Source organism: Actinomadura sediminis (assembly GCF_042675525.1).
In the GTDB taxonomy this organism is placed as follows: domain Bacteria; phylum Actinomycetota; class Actinomycetes; order Streptosporangiales; family Streptosporangiaceae; genus Spirillospora; species Spirillospora sediminis.
Genome location: NZ_JBHTJA010000050.1, coordinates 1 through 12,959, shown reverse-complemented (window position 1 = coordinate 12,959; position 12,959 = coordinate 1). Strand labels below are relative to the sequence as shown.

The 12,959-nt window shown below is 75.1% G+C and carries 14 protein-coding genes; 7 read left to right on the top strand and 7 right to left on the bottom strand.

Annotated elements, in window-relative coordinates; translation table 11 throughout:
• Positions 1-38 precede the first annotated feature (38 nt).
• Positions 39-998 carry a hypothetical protein gene (locus ACFQ11_RS22695; RefSeq protein WP_378301816.1) on the bottom strand — a complete coding sequence of 320 codons (960 nt, stop codon included), beginning with the start codon at positions 996-998 and terminating at the stop codon, positions 39-41.
• A 263-nt stretch (positions 999-1,261) separates the two neighbouring features.
• Between ACFQ11_RS22695 and ACFQ11_RS22690 the strand changes: the two genes are divergently transcribed.
• Positions 1,262-1,474, top strand: coding sequence for a helix-turn-helix domain-containing protein (locus ACFQ11_RS22690; RefSeq protein ID WP_026402102.1), 213 nt, complete (start codon positions 1,262-1,264; stop codon positions 1,472-1,474).
• A 101-nt stretch (positions 1,475-1,575) separates the two neighbouring features.
• Here the strand turns inward: ACFQ11_RS22690 and ACFQ11_RS22685 are convergent, their stop codons facing one another.
• The 4 genes from ACFQ11_RS22685 to ACFQ11_RS22670 form a co-directional block, all read right to left on the bottom strand.
• On the bottom strand, positions 1,576-2,856 hold the full coding sequence (locus ACFQ11_RS22685; protein WP_378301813.1) for a DUF2786 domain-containing protein: 1,281 nt from the start codon (positions 2,854-2,856) through the stop codon (positions 1,576-1,578).
• A gap of 397 nt (positions 2,857-3,253) precedes the next feature.
• Positions 3,254-3,532: a hypothetical protein gene (locus ACFQ11_RS22680; RefSeq protein WP_378301811.1), complete on the bottom strand. Its 279-nt coding sequence runs from the start codon at positions 3,530-3,532 to the stop codon at positions 3,254-3,256.
• 142 nt (positions 3,533-3,674) lie between these two features.
• Positions 3,675-4,766, bottom strand: a complete 1,092-nt coding sequence (locus ACFQ11_RS22675) for a winged helix DNA-binding domain-containing protein (RefSeq protein WP_378301809.1) — start codon at positions 4,764-4,766, stop codon at positions 3,675-3,677.
• A gap of 10 nt (positions 4,767-4,776) precedes the next feature.
• Positions 4,777-5,709, bottom strand: a complete 933-nt coding sequence (locus tag ACFQ11_RS22670; protein WP_378301807.1) for a LysR family transcriptional regulator — start codon at positions 5,707-5,709, stop codon at positions 4,777-4,779.
• Positions 5,710-5,978: 269 nt separating this feature from the next.
• On the opposite strand from ACFQ11_RS22670, the gene ACFQ11_RS22665 reads away from it, so the two are divergent.
• The 4 genes from ACFQ11_RS22665 to ACFQ11_RS22650 all read left to right on the top strand — a co-directional run bounded on the left by ACFQ11_RS22665 (position 5,979) and on the right by ACFQ11_RS22650 (position 9,104).
• The gene (locus tag ACFQ11_RS22665) at positions 5,979-6,263 is read left to right on the top strand and encodes a hypothetical protein (protein ID WP_378301805.1); all 285 of its coding nucleotides are present in this window, start codon (positions 5,979-5,981) and stop codon (positions 6,261-6,263) included.
• Between the two features lie 151 nt (positions 6,264-6,414).
• Positions 6,415-6,585 carry a hypothetical protein gene (locus tag ACFQ11_RS22660; protein ID WP_378301803.1) on the top strand — a complete coding sequence of 57 codons (171 nt, stop codon included), beginning with the start codon at positions 6,415-6,417 and terminating at the stop codon, positions 6,583-6,585.
• A gap of 352 nt (positions 6,586-6,937) precedes the next feature.
• Positions 6,938-7,486, top strand: coding sequence for a hypothetical protein (locus tag ACFQ11_RS22655; RefSeq protein WP_378301801.1), 549 nt, complete (start codon positions 6,938-6,940; stop codon positions 7,484-7,486).
• Positions 7,487-8,438: 952 nt separating this feature from the next.
• Positions 8,439-9,104, top strand: coding sequence for an RlpA-like double-psi beta-barrel domain-containing protein (locus ACFQ11_RS22650; RefSeq protein WP_378301799.1), 666 nt, complete (start codon positions 8,439-8,441; stop codon positions 9,102-9,104).
• A 119-nt stretch (positions 9,105-9,223) separates the two neighbouring features.
• Here the strand turns inward: ACFQ11_RS22650 and ACFQ11_RS22645 are convergent, their stop codons facing one another.
• Complete coding sequence (locus ACFQ11_RS22645; protein WP_378301797.1) at positions 9,224-10,324, bottom strand: M20 family metallopeptidase; 1,101 nt, start codon at positions 10,322-10,324, stop codon at positions 9,224-9,226.
• A 16-nt stretch (positions 10,325-10,340) separates the two neighbouring features.
• Positions 10,341-11,357, bottom strand: coding sequence for a LacI family DNA-binding transcriptional regulator (locus ACFQ11_RS22640; RefSeq protein ID WP_378301795.1), 1,017 nt, complete (start codon positions 11,355-11,357; stop codon positions 10,341-10,343).
• 150 nt (positions 11,358-11,507) lie between these two features.
• Between ACFQ11_RS22640 and ACFQ11_RS22635 the strand changes: the two genes are divergently transcribed.
• Positions 11,508-12,383, top strand: coding sequence for a BtpA/SgcQ family protein (locus ACFQ11_RS22635; protein WP_378301793.1), 876 nt, complete (start codon positions 11,508-11,510; stop codon positions 12,381-12,383).
• Positions 12,380-12,959 (top strand): carbohydrate kinase family protein (locus tag ACFQ11_RS22630; protein ID WP_378301791.1); only part of this gene is annotated, 580 nt, incomplete at its 3' end. The genes ACFQ11_RS22635 and ACFQ11_RS22630, both read left to right, overlap by 4 nt.

Here is a 12,959-nt window from a genome sequence, read left to right as displayed (position 1 = left end):
CCACGGTGCGTGGGAGCCACACATGTCGAACCGTCGGGTCAGGCGGCCGTGGGCAGCGACGGGTCGGCGGGCGAGCTGATCACATCGTAGAGACCCAGCGGGATCTGGTCGCCCCAGAGCCAGTCGTTGACGGTGCCCTCGAAGTCCGCGGGCGGACCGACGGTCAGCAGGCGCGGGGTGAGCGGGGCCAGGGCGACCTGGAACGGGCTCGGGGTCGTGAGGCGGACCCGGCGGCCGGAGCCCCAGAAGTCGCCGAAGTCCGCCTCGGTGAGGTGGACGTCCCGGTCGACCGTCCGCGAGCGGTCGGCGGGACCGGTGGCGAGCCAGGACCAGTGGTCGGTCAGGAGCCGGCGGGCGGTGCTGCGCAGGACGTTCAGCGCGGCGAGGTCGTGCGGGCACGCCACGCCGGTGATCTGCAGTTCGGGCAGTCCGAACCGGCGGAGGCCGCGAGTGCGGAGGCCGACGCACGCGCAGCCGTTGACGCCCTCCGGGTCCCGCTCGGGGTCGGGCGCGGTGCACCGGCCGTTCGCGCGGAAGGGCGGCAGGGCGTCGCCGAGCCACCGGTCGGCGAGGACGAAGCGCGGCCGTTCGGCGCCGGGGACGAGGACGTGGCCGGTGACCAGGTCGGCGGCGACGCCGCCGAGGGCCTCGGCGAGGGCGCGGGCGGCGGCCCGCGCGACCTGGACCGCCCGGGGCTGGTCGGTGATCGGCGCGGCGGCCGTGACGAGGGCGAACTCCTCGGCGTCGTGGAAGGCCCACTCGGCCCGCCGGTCCTCGGGACGGACGGCCCGGACGCGCAGCGGGTCCCAGCGCATCTCGGTCACGTGGTCGCGGGCGAGGTCGAGGGCGGGTGAGCCGACGCGACCGGCGATGTGCGCGTCGTACGGGCCGGTGGGCGTACGCAGCAGGAGGTTCGCGAGGTCGTGCGGGACGTGGTCGGCGGCGACGGCGAACCGGGACACGGTGGTCGCGGGGACGGGCAACGCGATGGCGGCCATGCGGCACTCCTTCCGTGGGGACGGGGAAAGCATCCGCCGCCGTGGCGGGCCCGCGCGACCGAACCGCGTCCTGTGGATAACGGGGAGTCGAGATCAGGTCACGACACGCCGTTCACCATGGAAAAGACCAGCTTCGGCCGAATTCGTGGCGATTCGTGCGGCATCGCGGGCGTAATTGGGGGGAATGTGTACGTTGGGTAGATCAACACTGCTGTGAGCTGCGGGGACGGACCCGCCGCCCAGCCGTCGAACAGGAGGTCCCCGTGACCCGAACGCTGTCGAGGGGCACCCGAGTCACCGGTGCCGAACGCACGCAGCTGGCCAAGGAGCTCGCTCCGCGGTACGCGGCCGGCGAGAGCATCCGGGACCTGGCGGCCGAGACGGGCCGGTCGTACGGGTTCATCTACAACGTCCTGAAGGAGGCGGGAGTCCCGCTGCGCGGCCGCGGCGGCAACACCCGGCGCAAGAAGGGCTGAACCGCTCCCTGCCGTGACCGATCCCGACGAACAGAGGCGAGCACATGAACGGACGTCCCCCTCGCCCCCCGGGGGGACCCCGTGCGCAGCGGGGCCGCGCCCTACGTGCGGCGACGCGCCCCGGCGACCTCGGAGCGGCCGTTGAGGCTCGCGAGGTCCGCGGCCGCCCGCCCGGCCGCCCAGCCCTCGAGGTTGGACACCGAACCCGCCCGTCCCATGGCCAGGTTCGGGAACAGCGACTCCACGGCCCGGTCGACGGCCGCGCCGCGCGCCGCCAGCACCGGAAGGGGATCCCTCCCGGCGGCGCCCCGTTCGGCCGCGACCCGTTCCGCCGCGCCGTCCACGGCGCCCCGCAGCCGTTCCCCGATCCGCGCCGCGTAGGCGTTGAGGAACGCGTGCCGGAACGATCGCGTCCTTGAGCGCCCCCGCGCGTCCCGACGCGGGCCCGCCTGCACCATCGCCGACGTCGCCTGCACCAGCAGGGACGTGAACAGCATCTCCACCGCCGCCAGGTCGGCGGGGAAGCCCAGCACGGTGGAGAACCCGAGTTCGCGGTGCCAGACCGCCCGGCAGTGATTGGCGTCCGCCACCACGGTCAGCAGGACGGCCTTGGGCGCGTCGTACGGGTTGTCGACGGGCACGCGGCATCCCGCGGGCCCCGCCACGTCGTCCGACTCGGCGTCCAGGAGCGCGTGGTCGATGCTGTGGCGGGCGATGAGCTCTTGGGCGCGCGCGCTGAGCGCCTCGGCCTCTTCGGGGAACTCCGTCGACTCGGCCTTCGCGAGCAGGGCCCGCACCCGTCCGAGCGTCCGCTGGTCGACGTCGCGCGCGCGGTGCCGGGGGACGTCGCGGGGCGCGGCCCCCGGCGGCGGCCCGATCCTCGCGAGCCGGGGCAGGCCCTCCAGGAGATGGACGAGTTCGGCGGCGCACCCCACGAAGGTCGCGCGGTCGGCGCCCTCGCGGGCGCACCAGGCGTCCGCGTGGTCCGCGTCGTCGCCCCACCAGACCCGGGCGTCGAGGTCGGCGAGCTGCTGCCGCCAGCGCTCGTCCACGGTCGCGGCGGAGTAGGCGCGCATCTCCGCGGCGACCGCGTCGGCCGCGAGCCGCGCGTGCCGGGCGGAGCGGCGGCGCGTCGTGTAGCGGACGACGTCGGCGGGCTGCCAGCCGCGCTCCCAGGCGGTGGTGACGGCCCGCCGCAGCCGCCCGGCGAGGCGGCGGTCCACCTCGCGGGCGCCCGCGTGCGCGGCGAGCGCGGCCGTCCGCTCCCGGAACGCGTCGCCGTCGCCGTGCGCCAGCGCGGTCAGCGCGGCGTCGATCAGCTCCGCGGTCCCGCCGTCCCGTGGCGGTCGCCACGTCTCGCGCACCGGCCGCTCCCGTCTCATGAGGCTGCTCCGTCCAGGACAGGAGGCATACTGCCACGTCCCCGCCCGGCCCTGGACGAGGACGCGTCGACGCGCGCCGTGGCGTCGGTGGTGAGCAGCGCCCCGGCTTGTCCGCTGGGGGAGTCGGTGTGTGCGCCGAGGGTTCGGGTGCTGTTGGGCGGTGCGGTCCCGTTTGTGCGGCGGGATGGGGTGGCGCTGGATGCGGGGCCGGTGGCGTCGGTGGCCGGCGGCGGCGAGCAGCGCCCCGGCTTTCCGCTGGGGGAGTCGGTGTGTGCGCCTCGCCGAGCCGCGGCGCCCGGCCGGCGAGCCGCTCATCCCGGCCGAAGCCGTCCTGGACGGTGCGGGCGCAGCGCGGGGACGCAGCCGGTGAGCTGCGCGGCCTGCACGGCCGCGGGGGTCAGTGGCCGTCGGAGGCGGGGTGGGGGTCCCGCATCTCCTCGACGACGACGCTCTTGTAGGCCCGGGAGGTGTCGGGGACGTAGCTCAGGCGCGCGAGGGCCCTGCCGGCGTCGTCGCGGATCTCGAAGTGGTAGTGCTCCGGGGTGTCGCCCACGTGCGCGACGGCCTGGTCGTGCCGGAGCCGGCACATGGTGTCGACCTTCTCGAGAGCCACCTCCAGGGTCCCCGCATCGCTGATGAGCCGGGCCGGCTCGCTCGTCTCCCAGATCTCGAACATGATCGCGTCCTGTCGGCGGAGTGGCGGAAGGAACGGGCGGGTCATTCCAGACGTCGGTGACAGCTTGCGCCGAAATGGTGGATCTTTCAATCAGTACAGATCTCAGATCCATCACTATTCGGAGCCGGACGCCCCCGTAGCGTCATCCGACGGTGACGACGGTCTCCTTCGCCGCCGGTTCGGCGAACCGCAGCAACGCCTCGCCTTCGACGGCCAGTGCGTCGGCGGCCTCCGGCGGCAGCGGCTCGAACGGGCGCAGCCGCAGGGTGGCGACCCGGCGCTTGTATTCGGTCTCCCAGACGCCGCGCGCGAACCCGTCCCACAGGAACACGGCGCGCACGCGGAGGTTCTTCGTGGTCAGGTGCGGGCGGTGCGCGTCGGCGATGATCCTGCGCCGGTCGGCGTGCGCCAGGACGAGCGAGTCGAACTCGGGGAGAAGACGTGCGGGGGCCGGGACGTCCGGGCCCGGCCGCGGGGCGTCGGGAAGGTCGAACAGCTCGCGGCCCGCGTCGTCGGCGAAGACGCGCAGCCGCGGCCGCAGTCGGTCGAACACCTCGCCGAGCGCGGACAGCCCCGACCAGGTCTGCGCGTCGGCGGCCGACGCGGGCCCGAACGCCGCCAGGTAGCGCAGCATGAGCGCGTCCACGGCCGGTTCCGCGTCGGGTGCCGCGCCGAGCCAGGAGTCGGCGAGCGCGAATCCGGACGCGCGCGGGAAGCCCCACCGGTCGTCCGTCGGCACCATGACCAGTGGGACGCACATCCGGACGGCGTAGCCCAGCGCGCGTTCGTTGACGTCCGGGAATTCCTCCTGCAGCAGTGCGCGGATCTCGTTGAACGTCCGCGGCCGCTCCCGGAGCAGCCTGCGCGCGGCACCGGCGGTCGCCTCGGTGTCGAGGCCCTGGGCGCGGGTTCCGAGGACGCGCAGGGCACCGTCCAGCACGGGCTGGAGCGTCGCGCGGAAGGCGGTGTAGTCGGGCGCCGTCATCAGGTGGAGCGTCGCGCGCATCGCGGTCGCCCGGACGAGCGAGCGGTCGTGCAGCGCCGCGTGGAGTTCGGACGCCTCGAAGCCGTCGAGGCGGGACCAGAGGCCGAGGAAGGGCGGCTTGGGTTCCTGTGCCTGCATGCCGAGCAGCCTGCCGACGGCCTCGGCGACGGGCGTCCGTTCGCGCGCCAGCAGGAACTGCCGGGCCAGGGTGGCCCGGTTGAGGTCGCGGATGCCGAGGATCGTCGTCACCGCGCCGAGACTACTCGCGGCCGCCGGTCCCGGCGGGGCCCGCGACGACCGCGCGCAGCGCCGCCCGGACGCGCCGCCGCAGCCACGCGTGGGCGGGATCGGCATCGTAGCGGGCGTGCCACGCCAGAGACAGGACGAGCGGCGGCAGCGCCAGCGGGATCGGTACCCAGGCGAGCCCGAGGCCTTCCACGAGGGGCCGGTGCAGACGCTCGGCGGCGAAGCCCACGAGGTCGCTCCCCCGGACGACGAGCAGCGACGCCGCGACCGTCGGGACGGTCGCCGCCGTGCGCCGCGCGAGCCCGGCCTCCGCGAGGCGCTCGTCCGTGGGGCCGGTCAGCCGGCCGCGCCGCGTGTTGACGACGTGCGCGGCCGACGTCCACTCGGCGAGCGTCGGCGTCCGGCCCGCCAGCGGATGGCCGGGGCGGACGACCGACGCGAACCGGTCCTCGAGCACCGGCTCGACGCGCGTGCCGGGGGCGGCGCCGTCGATCACCCCGACTTCCAGGTCGATCTCCGCGCGGCGCAGCAGGTGGACGTCCCGGGGCCCCTCGCCGAGGAACCGGAGCGTGACGCCCGGGGCCTCCGCGGCGACCCGCTCGAGCAGGGGCCCGGCCAGCACGCTGATGGTGCCGTCCTCCGCCTGGAGGGTGAACGTCCGGGTGAGCGCGGCCGGATCGAGGTCGTCCCCGCCCGCGAACACCCGGTGCGCGCGGTGCACGAGGTCGTGGACCTCGGCGCGGACGGCGAGGGCGCGCGGTGTGGGGACCATTCCGCGGCCGGAGCGGACGAGCACGGGATCGCCGAGGGCCTTGCGGATGCGGCCGAGCGTGCGGCTCATCGCCGGGCCCGACAGGTGCAGGCGTTCGGCCGCCCCGGTGACGCTGCCCTCCTCCAGCAGGGCATCGAGCGCGACGAGCAGGTTGAGGTCCAGTTTGGATTGCACGCGGTGCACTCCTCGGCTGCGAAAGATGCATTTGAAAGCAAGTATCGCCGACCTAACGTTGGTGATCGCGGAGGCGGCGCGCGCGGCCCGGATCCCCCTCCGCGTCCCCGACGAGATCAGGCGCGGTGTCACCGCGCCTCTTCACCGACCCCGGAGGTCCCATTGCGTCCGACGCCGCCCGCGACGCCGCGCCGCCCCGGCCCGCGCCGCCCCGCCTCACGTCGAACCGCCCGGAGGCACCCCGGCCCGGACCGGAAGCGCGCCGCGGGATGACGGCGCTGATGTGCGGATGCGTCGTCCTGGTCGTGGCGATGGTCGCCGCGATCAACCTGTCCCTGCCCGCCCTGTCTGCGGGCGCGCTCGCCCCGTCGTCCACCGGACTGCTGTGGATCGTCGACTCCTATGTCCTGGTGTTCGGCTGCCTGCTGATCCCCGCCGGCGCTCTCGGCGACAGGTACGGGCGCAAGGGGGCTCTGCTCGCGGGGCTCGGCGTCTTCGCCGCGGGCGGCCTGCTGTCGCCGGACGCCTGGTCGGCGGGGCGGGCGCCGCCCTGATCATGCCCGCGAGCCTGTCGCTGCTCGTCCAGGCGACGCCGCCCGCCGCGCGGACGGCCTGCCGGGGTCCGGCGAGGGGGGCGCGCGCTCGGTCGGCGAGGCGCTGGGCGCCGTCGACGCGGCGGGCGCCGCGGCGGCGCTCCGCGCGCGGGTGATCGAGGCGTTCACGGACGGACTCTCCGCCGGGTACCGGGTGGTCGCCGTCGTGGTGTGCGTCCTCGCGCTCGCGGCGGTCCGGGGCCTGCCCGGACGGCGGCGGGACGGGGACGGCCGGGGCCCGGGGCCCTCGGCGGCGCGCGCCCCGGGCGTCCGGGGCGAGTGAGATAACTCTCAGGGGTTCGGCGACGGCGGCGCGCGGCGGGTTCGGCGGCCCGGATCAGCCGGGAAGTGCAACGTCAGACGGTGCGTCGGCGGGGCCGGGCCGTCCGCCCCGCCCGCGGCCGGGTCCGGTCCCGGATCGACCGGTCTTCTCCGCATCGACGCTGGTCAGGCCGTTACGGGAGTCCGGGAAACGGAGGGTCTGATGATCGGGAACGAGCGGCGGGCGGGAAGGTTACGGGCTGATATACCGTAAAATGCACGTGCATCGGCTCTTGCACATGCACGCCATTACTAGCAGGATTGCCCCGGACCCCCCGCACGTGAACTCGCCGGAGATCGCGATGACCGCACACTTGAGCGACAGTGACCGACAGGCGCTGCGGCTGGCCCAGGATCTCCGCGAGGAGATGCGGGCCGCACTCCCGCAGCTGCCGGCCGACCCGTCGGTGTCCCCCTTCGTCGACCCGGGCGGGACGCCGAGCGTCCTGCTGCGGATGGACGCCGACACGGCCCGCGCGCTGATGGCCGTCCTGGCCGAGCGCCGCGCGGCCCCGGCGGGGGAGCGGCCGGCCGAACCGCGCCGGTCCGACGGTTCCCACGTGCCGCCGCCGGCGCCGCCGCAGGGCCCGCCGCCCGCCGGACCGGCGCAGGGCCTGACGGCCGTGGGCGCTCCGTTCGGTGAGCCCGCCTTCGGCGTGAGCGCCGCCCCGTACGGGCAGCCCGCGTTCACCGAGACGCCCTACGTTCCGGCCCCGCACGCCCCCGCCCCGTACGCGGAGGCGCCCTACGCGCAGGCTCCGTACGCGCAGGCTCCCGTCGCGGGGCAGGACACCGGCGGGCACATGACGGTCGGCGGGACCGGCCCCACGCCGCTCGTGCCCTCGGCCTACCCCACGCGCTGACGCCGCGCGCCGCGCGTTCCCGGTCGCGGGGAGTCCTTCCGGATGGAGGACGCGTCGGCCCGAACCGGTGCGGAGCCGCCTGAGCCCCCCTCAGGCGACGTCCAGGTTTCGATGACCCGGCCCCGGCCGCCCAAGGGCGGCCGGGGCCGAGTCGTGCGCGGGGCCGGTGATCGGCCACTCCCGCCCGGCGGGGCGGTCCTCGCGCCCCCCGGCGGCCGCGGTCGCCGAGCCGTCCGCGACCGGGACGGCGGGCCGAACAGCGGCACGAGTCCGGCATGGCGGCACCAGGAATGCGGGCTCCCCGCGCGGCGTTACTCTCGGGACACGACGAGGGGCAGAGGCCCGAGAGGGCCCCGGCCCTGCGCCCGCGACGCGCTCGCGGACCCGTACGCCGTGGAAGGTAGATCGACAACGGGCGTGTGAAGCCCGGGCCCCGTCCCGAAGAAGATCGTTCTTTGGATGGGCGGAACGCCCGGGATCGCCTAGGGGAAAGGCGTTCCGGCGCAGTTCTCGATAAGATGATCTACCTTCCGAAAGGTAAAATATCCCTGGATTTGGCGAAATGCGGGTAATGGCGTATATGCTCGTCGTCAGGTCCTGGTCAAAGAACCCTTGACCTGGGCTGTCACAGAGCCGTCGCTCCCGCCCGCCAGGCGGGGACCACTCTGCCGAATCGCGGCCGCATCCATGCAGCCGGCCGCGGCCGGGCGGGCCTGAGCGCCCCCGGTCGGCAATTCTCCCGCTTCATTCCACCCGCGTTGACGCGCGCCCGAGACGGGCGTCCGGCGTACGGCGCGGGCGCGATCCCGCCATGCCCGCGGGGCGCGGCATGCGGGGTCCGCACGCGGCGGTGCATCTCGAGTCCCGAGTCTCGAAAGCCGTTCCCTCCTGCCCGGACATCCCTGTGCTCCGGCGCGGAACGGCGGTCCTGTTGGCCGAACGAAGGAATCACATGCAGAAGCGAGCGATCAACGTCGTCCTGACCAGCATCACCGGCACCGCACTGGCCGGCATGCTCGTGGCCGGTGTGGCGGCCGCCAGCGACGACGGCGCTCCCAACCAGCAGCAGCTCCTGTCCGAGAAGATCACCGCGCAGGAGCACACGACCCCCGTGCCGGGCGAGGGCAAGGCGAAGCCCGAGTCCCCGAAGGCCGCCGGGTCCGGCGGCGAGGAGGCGGCCAAGCCCGCGAAGCCCGACGCCGCCAAGGACAAGAAGGACGAGGACGTCCTGCTCAGCGGCACCACGACCGCGTCCTACTTCTGGGACGACGGTTCCGGCATCCGCGGCGACACCGGCGCCCCGGCGAGCGGTGAGCCCATGCAGGAGGGCATGTTCGCCAGCCCGAGCTGGCCGATGATGACCAAGGTCCGGGTCAGCTACAACGGCCGTACCGTCACCGGCTTCGTCGGCGACCGCGGCCCCGGCGAGCCCTCGCACCGCGGCATCATGCTCGACCTCGACACCCACACCTTCCGCTACCTGCTGGACGGCGGGGAGCCCGAGAGCGACTACGACGCGGGCACCGGCCAGGGTCACCTCAAGGGCCTCAAGTGGGAGGTCCTGGAGTGGGGCGACGGCGCGGGCGAGCGCGGCGAGCCGCAGCCCTTCGGCTCCTGACCCCTGCCCCGCGCGCCCCGCACCCCGCGCGCGGAACGGGACACGCCCCGGCGATCTCCGGATCGCCGGGGCGTGCCCCGTTCCGGGTGCCCGGGGCGGCACCGGCCGGGGACCGCCGATCAGCGATCGGCGAGCAGCCGGCGGAACGCCGCGACGGCCTCCTCGATGAGACGCACCGAACACGACTCGTCCGTGACATGGGCCTGCTCGGGGTCGCCCGGACCGTAGATCACCACGTCCGGTCCACCGAGCATCCCCGTCAGCACCGACGCGTCCGTGAAGTACGTCGCATATACGGGTTCGCGCGCGGACGCGCCGGGCGCGAGGAGCTCGAGCACCCGTGCGACGTTCGCGGAGGCCGGGTCCGTCGCTACGCCGGGCAGGTCGACGAGCCGCTCGAGTCCGACGTCCGGCCCGCACAGCTCCGCGATCGCCGCGACGGCCGCGTCCGACCCGAACCCGGGGACGGTGCGGACGTCCAGCCGCATCTCCGCGTGGTCGGGCACGAGGTTCGGCTGCACGCCCGCGTGGAAGGTGCCGACGTTCACCGTCCCCGGCCCGTGCGTCGGGCTCACCGGCCACCCGCGATGCTCGTGCACCCGCGTCGCCGCGGCGGCGAGCGCGGCGAGCGCGTTGCGGCCCAGCTCGGGACGCGAGCCGTGCGCCGACACCCCCCGCGCGGTCGCCCGCAGCCACAGCGCGCCCTTGTGCCCGAGGACCGTCCGGTTCGCGGTCGGCTCCGCGACGACCAGCAGGTCCGCCGGGACGAGCGACGCCGGGTCCAGCCGCGCGGCGCCGTCGCAGCCGGTCTCCTCCCCGAACGTGAACACCAGCTGCACCGGACGGTCGCGGGCGGCGCCCGCCGCGGCCGCGATCTGGCAGGCCACGCCCGCCTTCATGTCGCTGCTGCCGCGCCCGAGCAGCCGCCCGTCCCGCACCTCGCCGCCCAGCGGGTCGAACGACCAGCCGGACGGGTCGGCGGGCACGGTGTCGAGGTGCCCGGTGAGCGTGACCGGCACGCGCGGGACGGCCGGGCCGCGGCGCGCGACGACGTTCGCGCGTCCCGCCTCGGGCTCGTCGACGCGGACGTCGAAGCCCGCGCCGTCGAGCACTCCCGCGACCAGGTCGGCGGCGGCGCGCTCGCCGCCGGCCCGGGTGTCGGTCCGCACCAGCCGCCGCGCCAGCTCCAGCGCGTCGATCGTCCGGTCCGCCGTGTCCATTCCCGGATCCTCCCGCTCAGGCGTCCGCGCGGGTGCTGTCGCGCACGACCAGGCTCGGCACCAGCGCGATGTGCGCGGACGGCCCGCGCGCCTCCCGCCCGGCGCCGTCCGCGGCCGCCGCGGCCAGCAGCCGGACGGCCTCGGCCGCGATGCGCTCGCGGGGCTGGTCCACGGTCGTCAGGGCGGGCTCGCCCAGCCGCGCGAACTCGATGTTGTCGTAGCCGGTCACCTGCACCCGGCCCGGGACGTCCACGCCGTGCGCGCGGCACGCGCGGGTGACGCCGAGGGCGATCAGGTCGTCGGCGCACACGATCGCGTCCGGCGGGCCGCCCGCGGCGATGAGCCGCGCGGCGGCGGTCTCGCCCCACTCCACGCTGTAGTCGCCGAGGAGGACGTGCTCGGACGCCACGGCGATGCCGAGGTCGTCGGCGCGGCGGCGGAACCCGGCGAAACGCTGCTCGGTCGAGGAGTTGGTGAGCAGCGAGCCGACGAACGCGGCCGAGCGCGCCCCGCCCGCGTGCAGGTGGTCCATGACCTGGCGCATCGCGGCGACGTCGTCCACCCCGACCCAGTCGGTGCTGGTGCCGCCGACGAACCGGTCGAGCTGGACGAGCGGCAGCCGGTCGGCCGTCTCCTGCACGGCGGCGCCGCTCAGCGTGCCGTGGCTCGGGCTGACGATGATCCCGTCGACGTTGCGGGCGACGAGCGTCGCGAGCCGCCGCGCCTCGACGGCGGGGTCGGAGCGGGCGTCGCACAGCAGCAGCTCCTTGCCCTCGCGGCCGAGGGCGTGCTCGACGCGCTCCACCAGCGAGGTGAAGAACGGGTTGGAGATGCTCGGCACGACCATGCCGACGGTGTCGGTGCGGCTGTTGCGCAGGGCGCGCGCGATCGAGTTGACCTGGTAGCCGAGCTCGTCGGCGGCCGTCCTGACCCTGCGCTGCACCGCCGCGGAGACCGGCCCGCGGCCCGACAGGACGCGTGAGACCGTCGCGGTGGACACCCCCGCCCGCTCGGCGACCTGTGCGATCGTCACCCGCTGCAATCGATTACTCCTCCAGCCGCCGCCGACGCCGAACTCTGGCAGATCAAGTTGCGATGTGGTGACTATACCCCCTTGACGGCCTGGGGATCCGAAACCTACGGTTCTCGGAACTTCACTGCAATCGATTACACAGGAGGCGGCATGGCGGCGGCGACGGGGCACGAACGGGCGCTGGGCGTCTTCCCGCCCAGGCCGAACGCGATCGAGGAGCTGTTCGGGACCCGCAAGGTCGTCATCGGCGTCGTGCACCTGCCGCCGCTGCCGGGCAGCCCGCACTACGAGGGCGTCCCGATGGACGACGTCTGCGCGTTCGCCGTCGAGGAGGCGCGCGCCTACCTCGACGGCGGCTGCCACGGGGTGATCGTCGAGAACCACTGGGACATCCCGTTCCTCAAGCCCGGCGAGCACGGCTACGAGACGGCCGCCGCGATGGCCGTCGTGACCGACCGGGTCCGGCACGCCACCGGCGGGCGGACGGGCGTCAGCGTGCTGTCCAACGCGGCCGAGTGCTCGATCGCCTCCGCGTGGTCGGGCGGCGCCGGGTTCGTCCGCGTGAACCAGTGGGCGAACGCCTACGTCGCCAACGAGGGGATCATCGAGGGTCAGGCCGCGCACGCCGCCCGCTACCGCAGCCGGATCGGCGCCGGGCCGGTGAAGGTCTTCGCCGACGTGCACGTCAAGCACGGGGCGCACGCGATCGTCGCGGACCGCACCCTCGCCGAGCAGACCGAGGACGCCGAGTTCTTCGGCGCCGACGTGCTGATCGCCACCGGTTCCCGGACGGGCGACGCCGCGGCCCTCGACGAGGTCGAGGGCATCGCCGCGCACACCGGACTGCCCGTCGTGATCGGGTCGGGCATCACGCCCGGGAACATCGGGGAACTGCTGCCCGCCTGCGACGGCGTCATCGTCGCGTCGTCGGTCAAGGACAACGGCCGCTGGTGGGGCCGCGTGGAGCCGGCGAAGGTCCGCGAGCTGACCGCCGCCGCGGCGAAGGCCGGAGCGGACCTGCCGTGATCGTCTTCTGCGGGTACGCCAACGTCGACCTGACGGTCGAGGTTCCCGTGCTGCCCGGTCCGGCGGCGCGCGTGCAGGCCACCCGCGTCCGGCGCGGCGAGGGCGGGATGGCGGCGAACGCGGCGGTGGCGGCCGCCCGGATGGGGGCCGACGCCCGGTTCGCCGGGGTCGTGGGCGCCGGCCCGGACAGCACCGCGTTCCTCGCCGCGCTCGCCGGAGACGGCGTCGACACCCGCTGGACGTCCCGGTCGGGCGTCCTCACCACGGCCGTCGTCCTGCTCACCCCGGACGGGGAACGTTCCATCATCAGCCAGGACGACCTGGTGACGGCCGGGCACGTGGCGTCCGCGGCGGCGGCCGCGCGGCAGGCCGGCGCGTGGCTCTACCTGGACGGCTACCGGTTCCCCGAGGCCGCGGACGTGCTCGCCGGTCCCGGGCGGCCGCGCCTGGTCGTCGACCTCGACGGCTGCGACGGGCCCGCCGCGATGCGGGCCGCCGGCGCGGTCACCGGCGCCGAGGCGGACGCGGCGCTGCTCGCCGCGGCCGCCGCGCACCGGGTGAACCTGGTGGTCACCG

Coding starts and splice junctions, on each gene's coding strand:
- ACFQ11_RS22635 (WP_378301793.1), top strand. CDS start 11,508: ATGGCGGCGGCGACGGGGCACGAACGGGCGCTGGGCGTCTTCCCGCCC.
- ACFQ11_RS22650 (WP_378301799.1), top strand. CDS start 8,439: ATGCAGAAGCGAGCGATCAACGTCGTCCTGACCAGCATCACCGGCACC.
- ACFQ11_RS22695 (WP_378301816.1), bottom strand. CDS start 998: ATGGCCGCCATCGCGTTGCCCGTCCCCGCGACCACCGTGTCCCGGTTC.
- ACFQ11_RS22685 (WP_378301813.1), bottom strand. CDS start 2,856: ATGAGACGGGAGCGGCCGGTGCGCGAGACGTGGCGACCGCCACGGGAC.
- ACFQ11_RS22665 (WP_378301805.1), top strand. CDS start 5,979: ATGACGGCGCTGATGTGCGGATGCGTCGTCCTGGTCGTGGCGATGGTC.
- ACFQ11_RS22645 (WP_378301797.1), bottom strand. CDS start 10,324: ATGGACACGGCGGACCGGACGATCGACGCGCTGGAGCTGGCGCGGCGG.
- ACFQ11_RS22680 (WP_378301811.1), bottom strand. CDS start 3,532: ATGTTCGAGATCTGGGAGACGAGCGAGCCGGCCCGGCTCATCAGCGAT.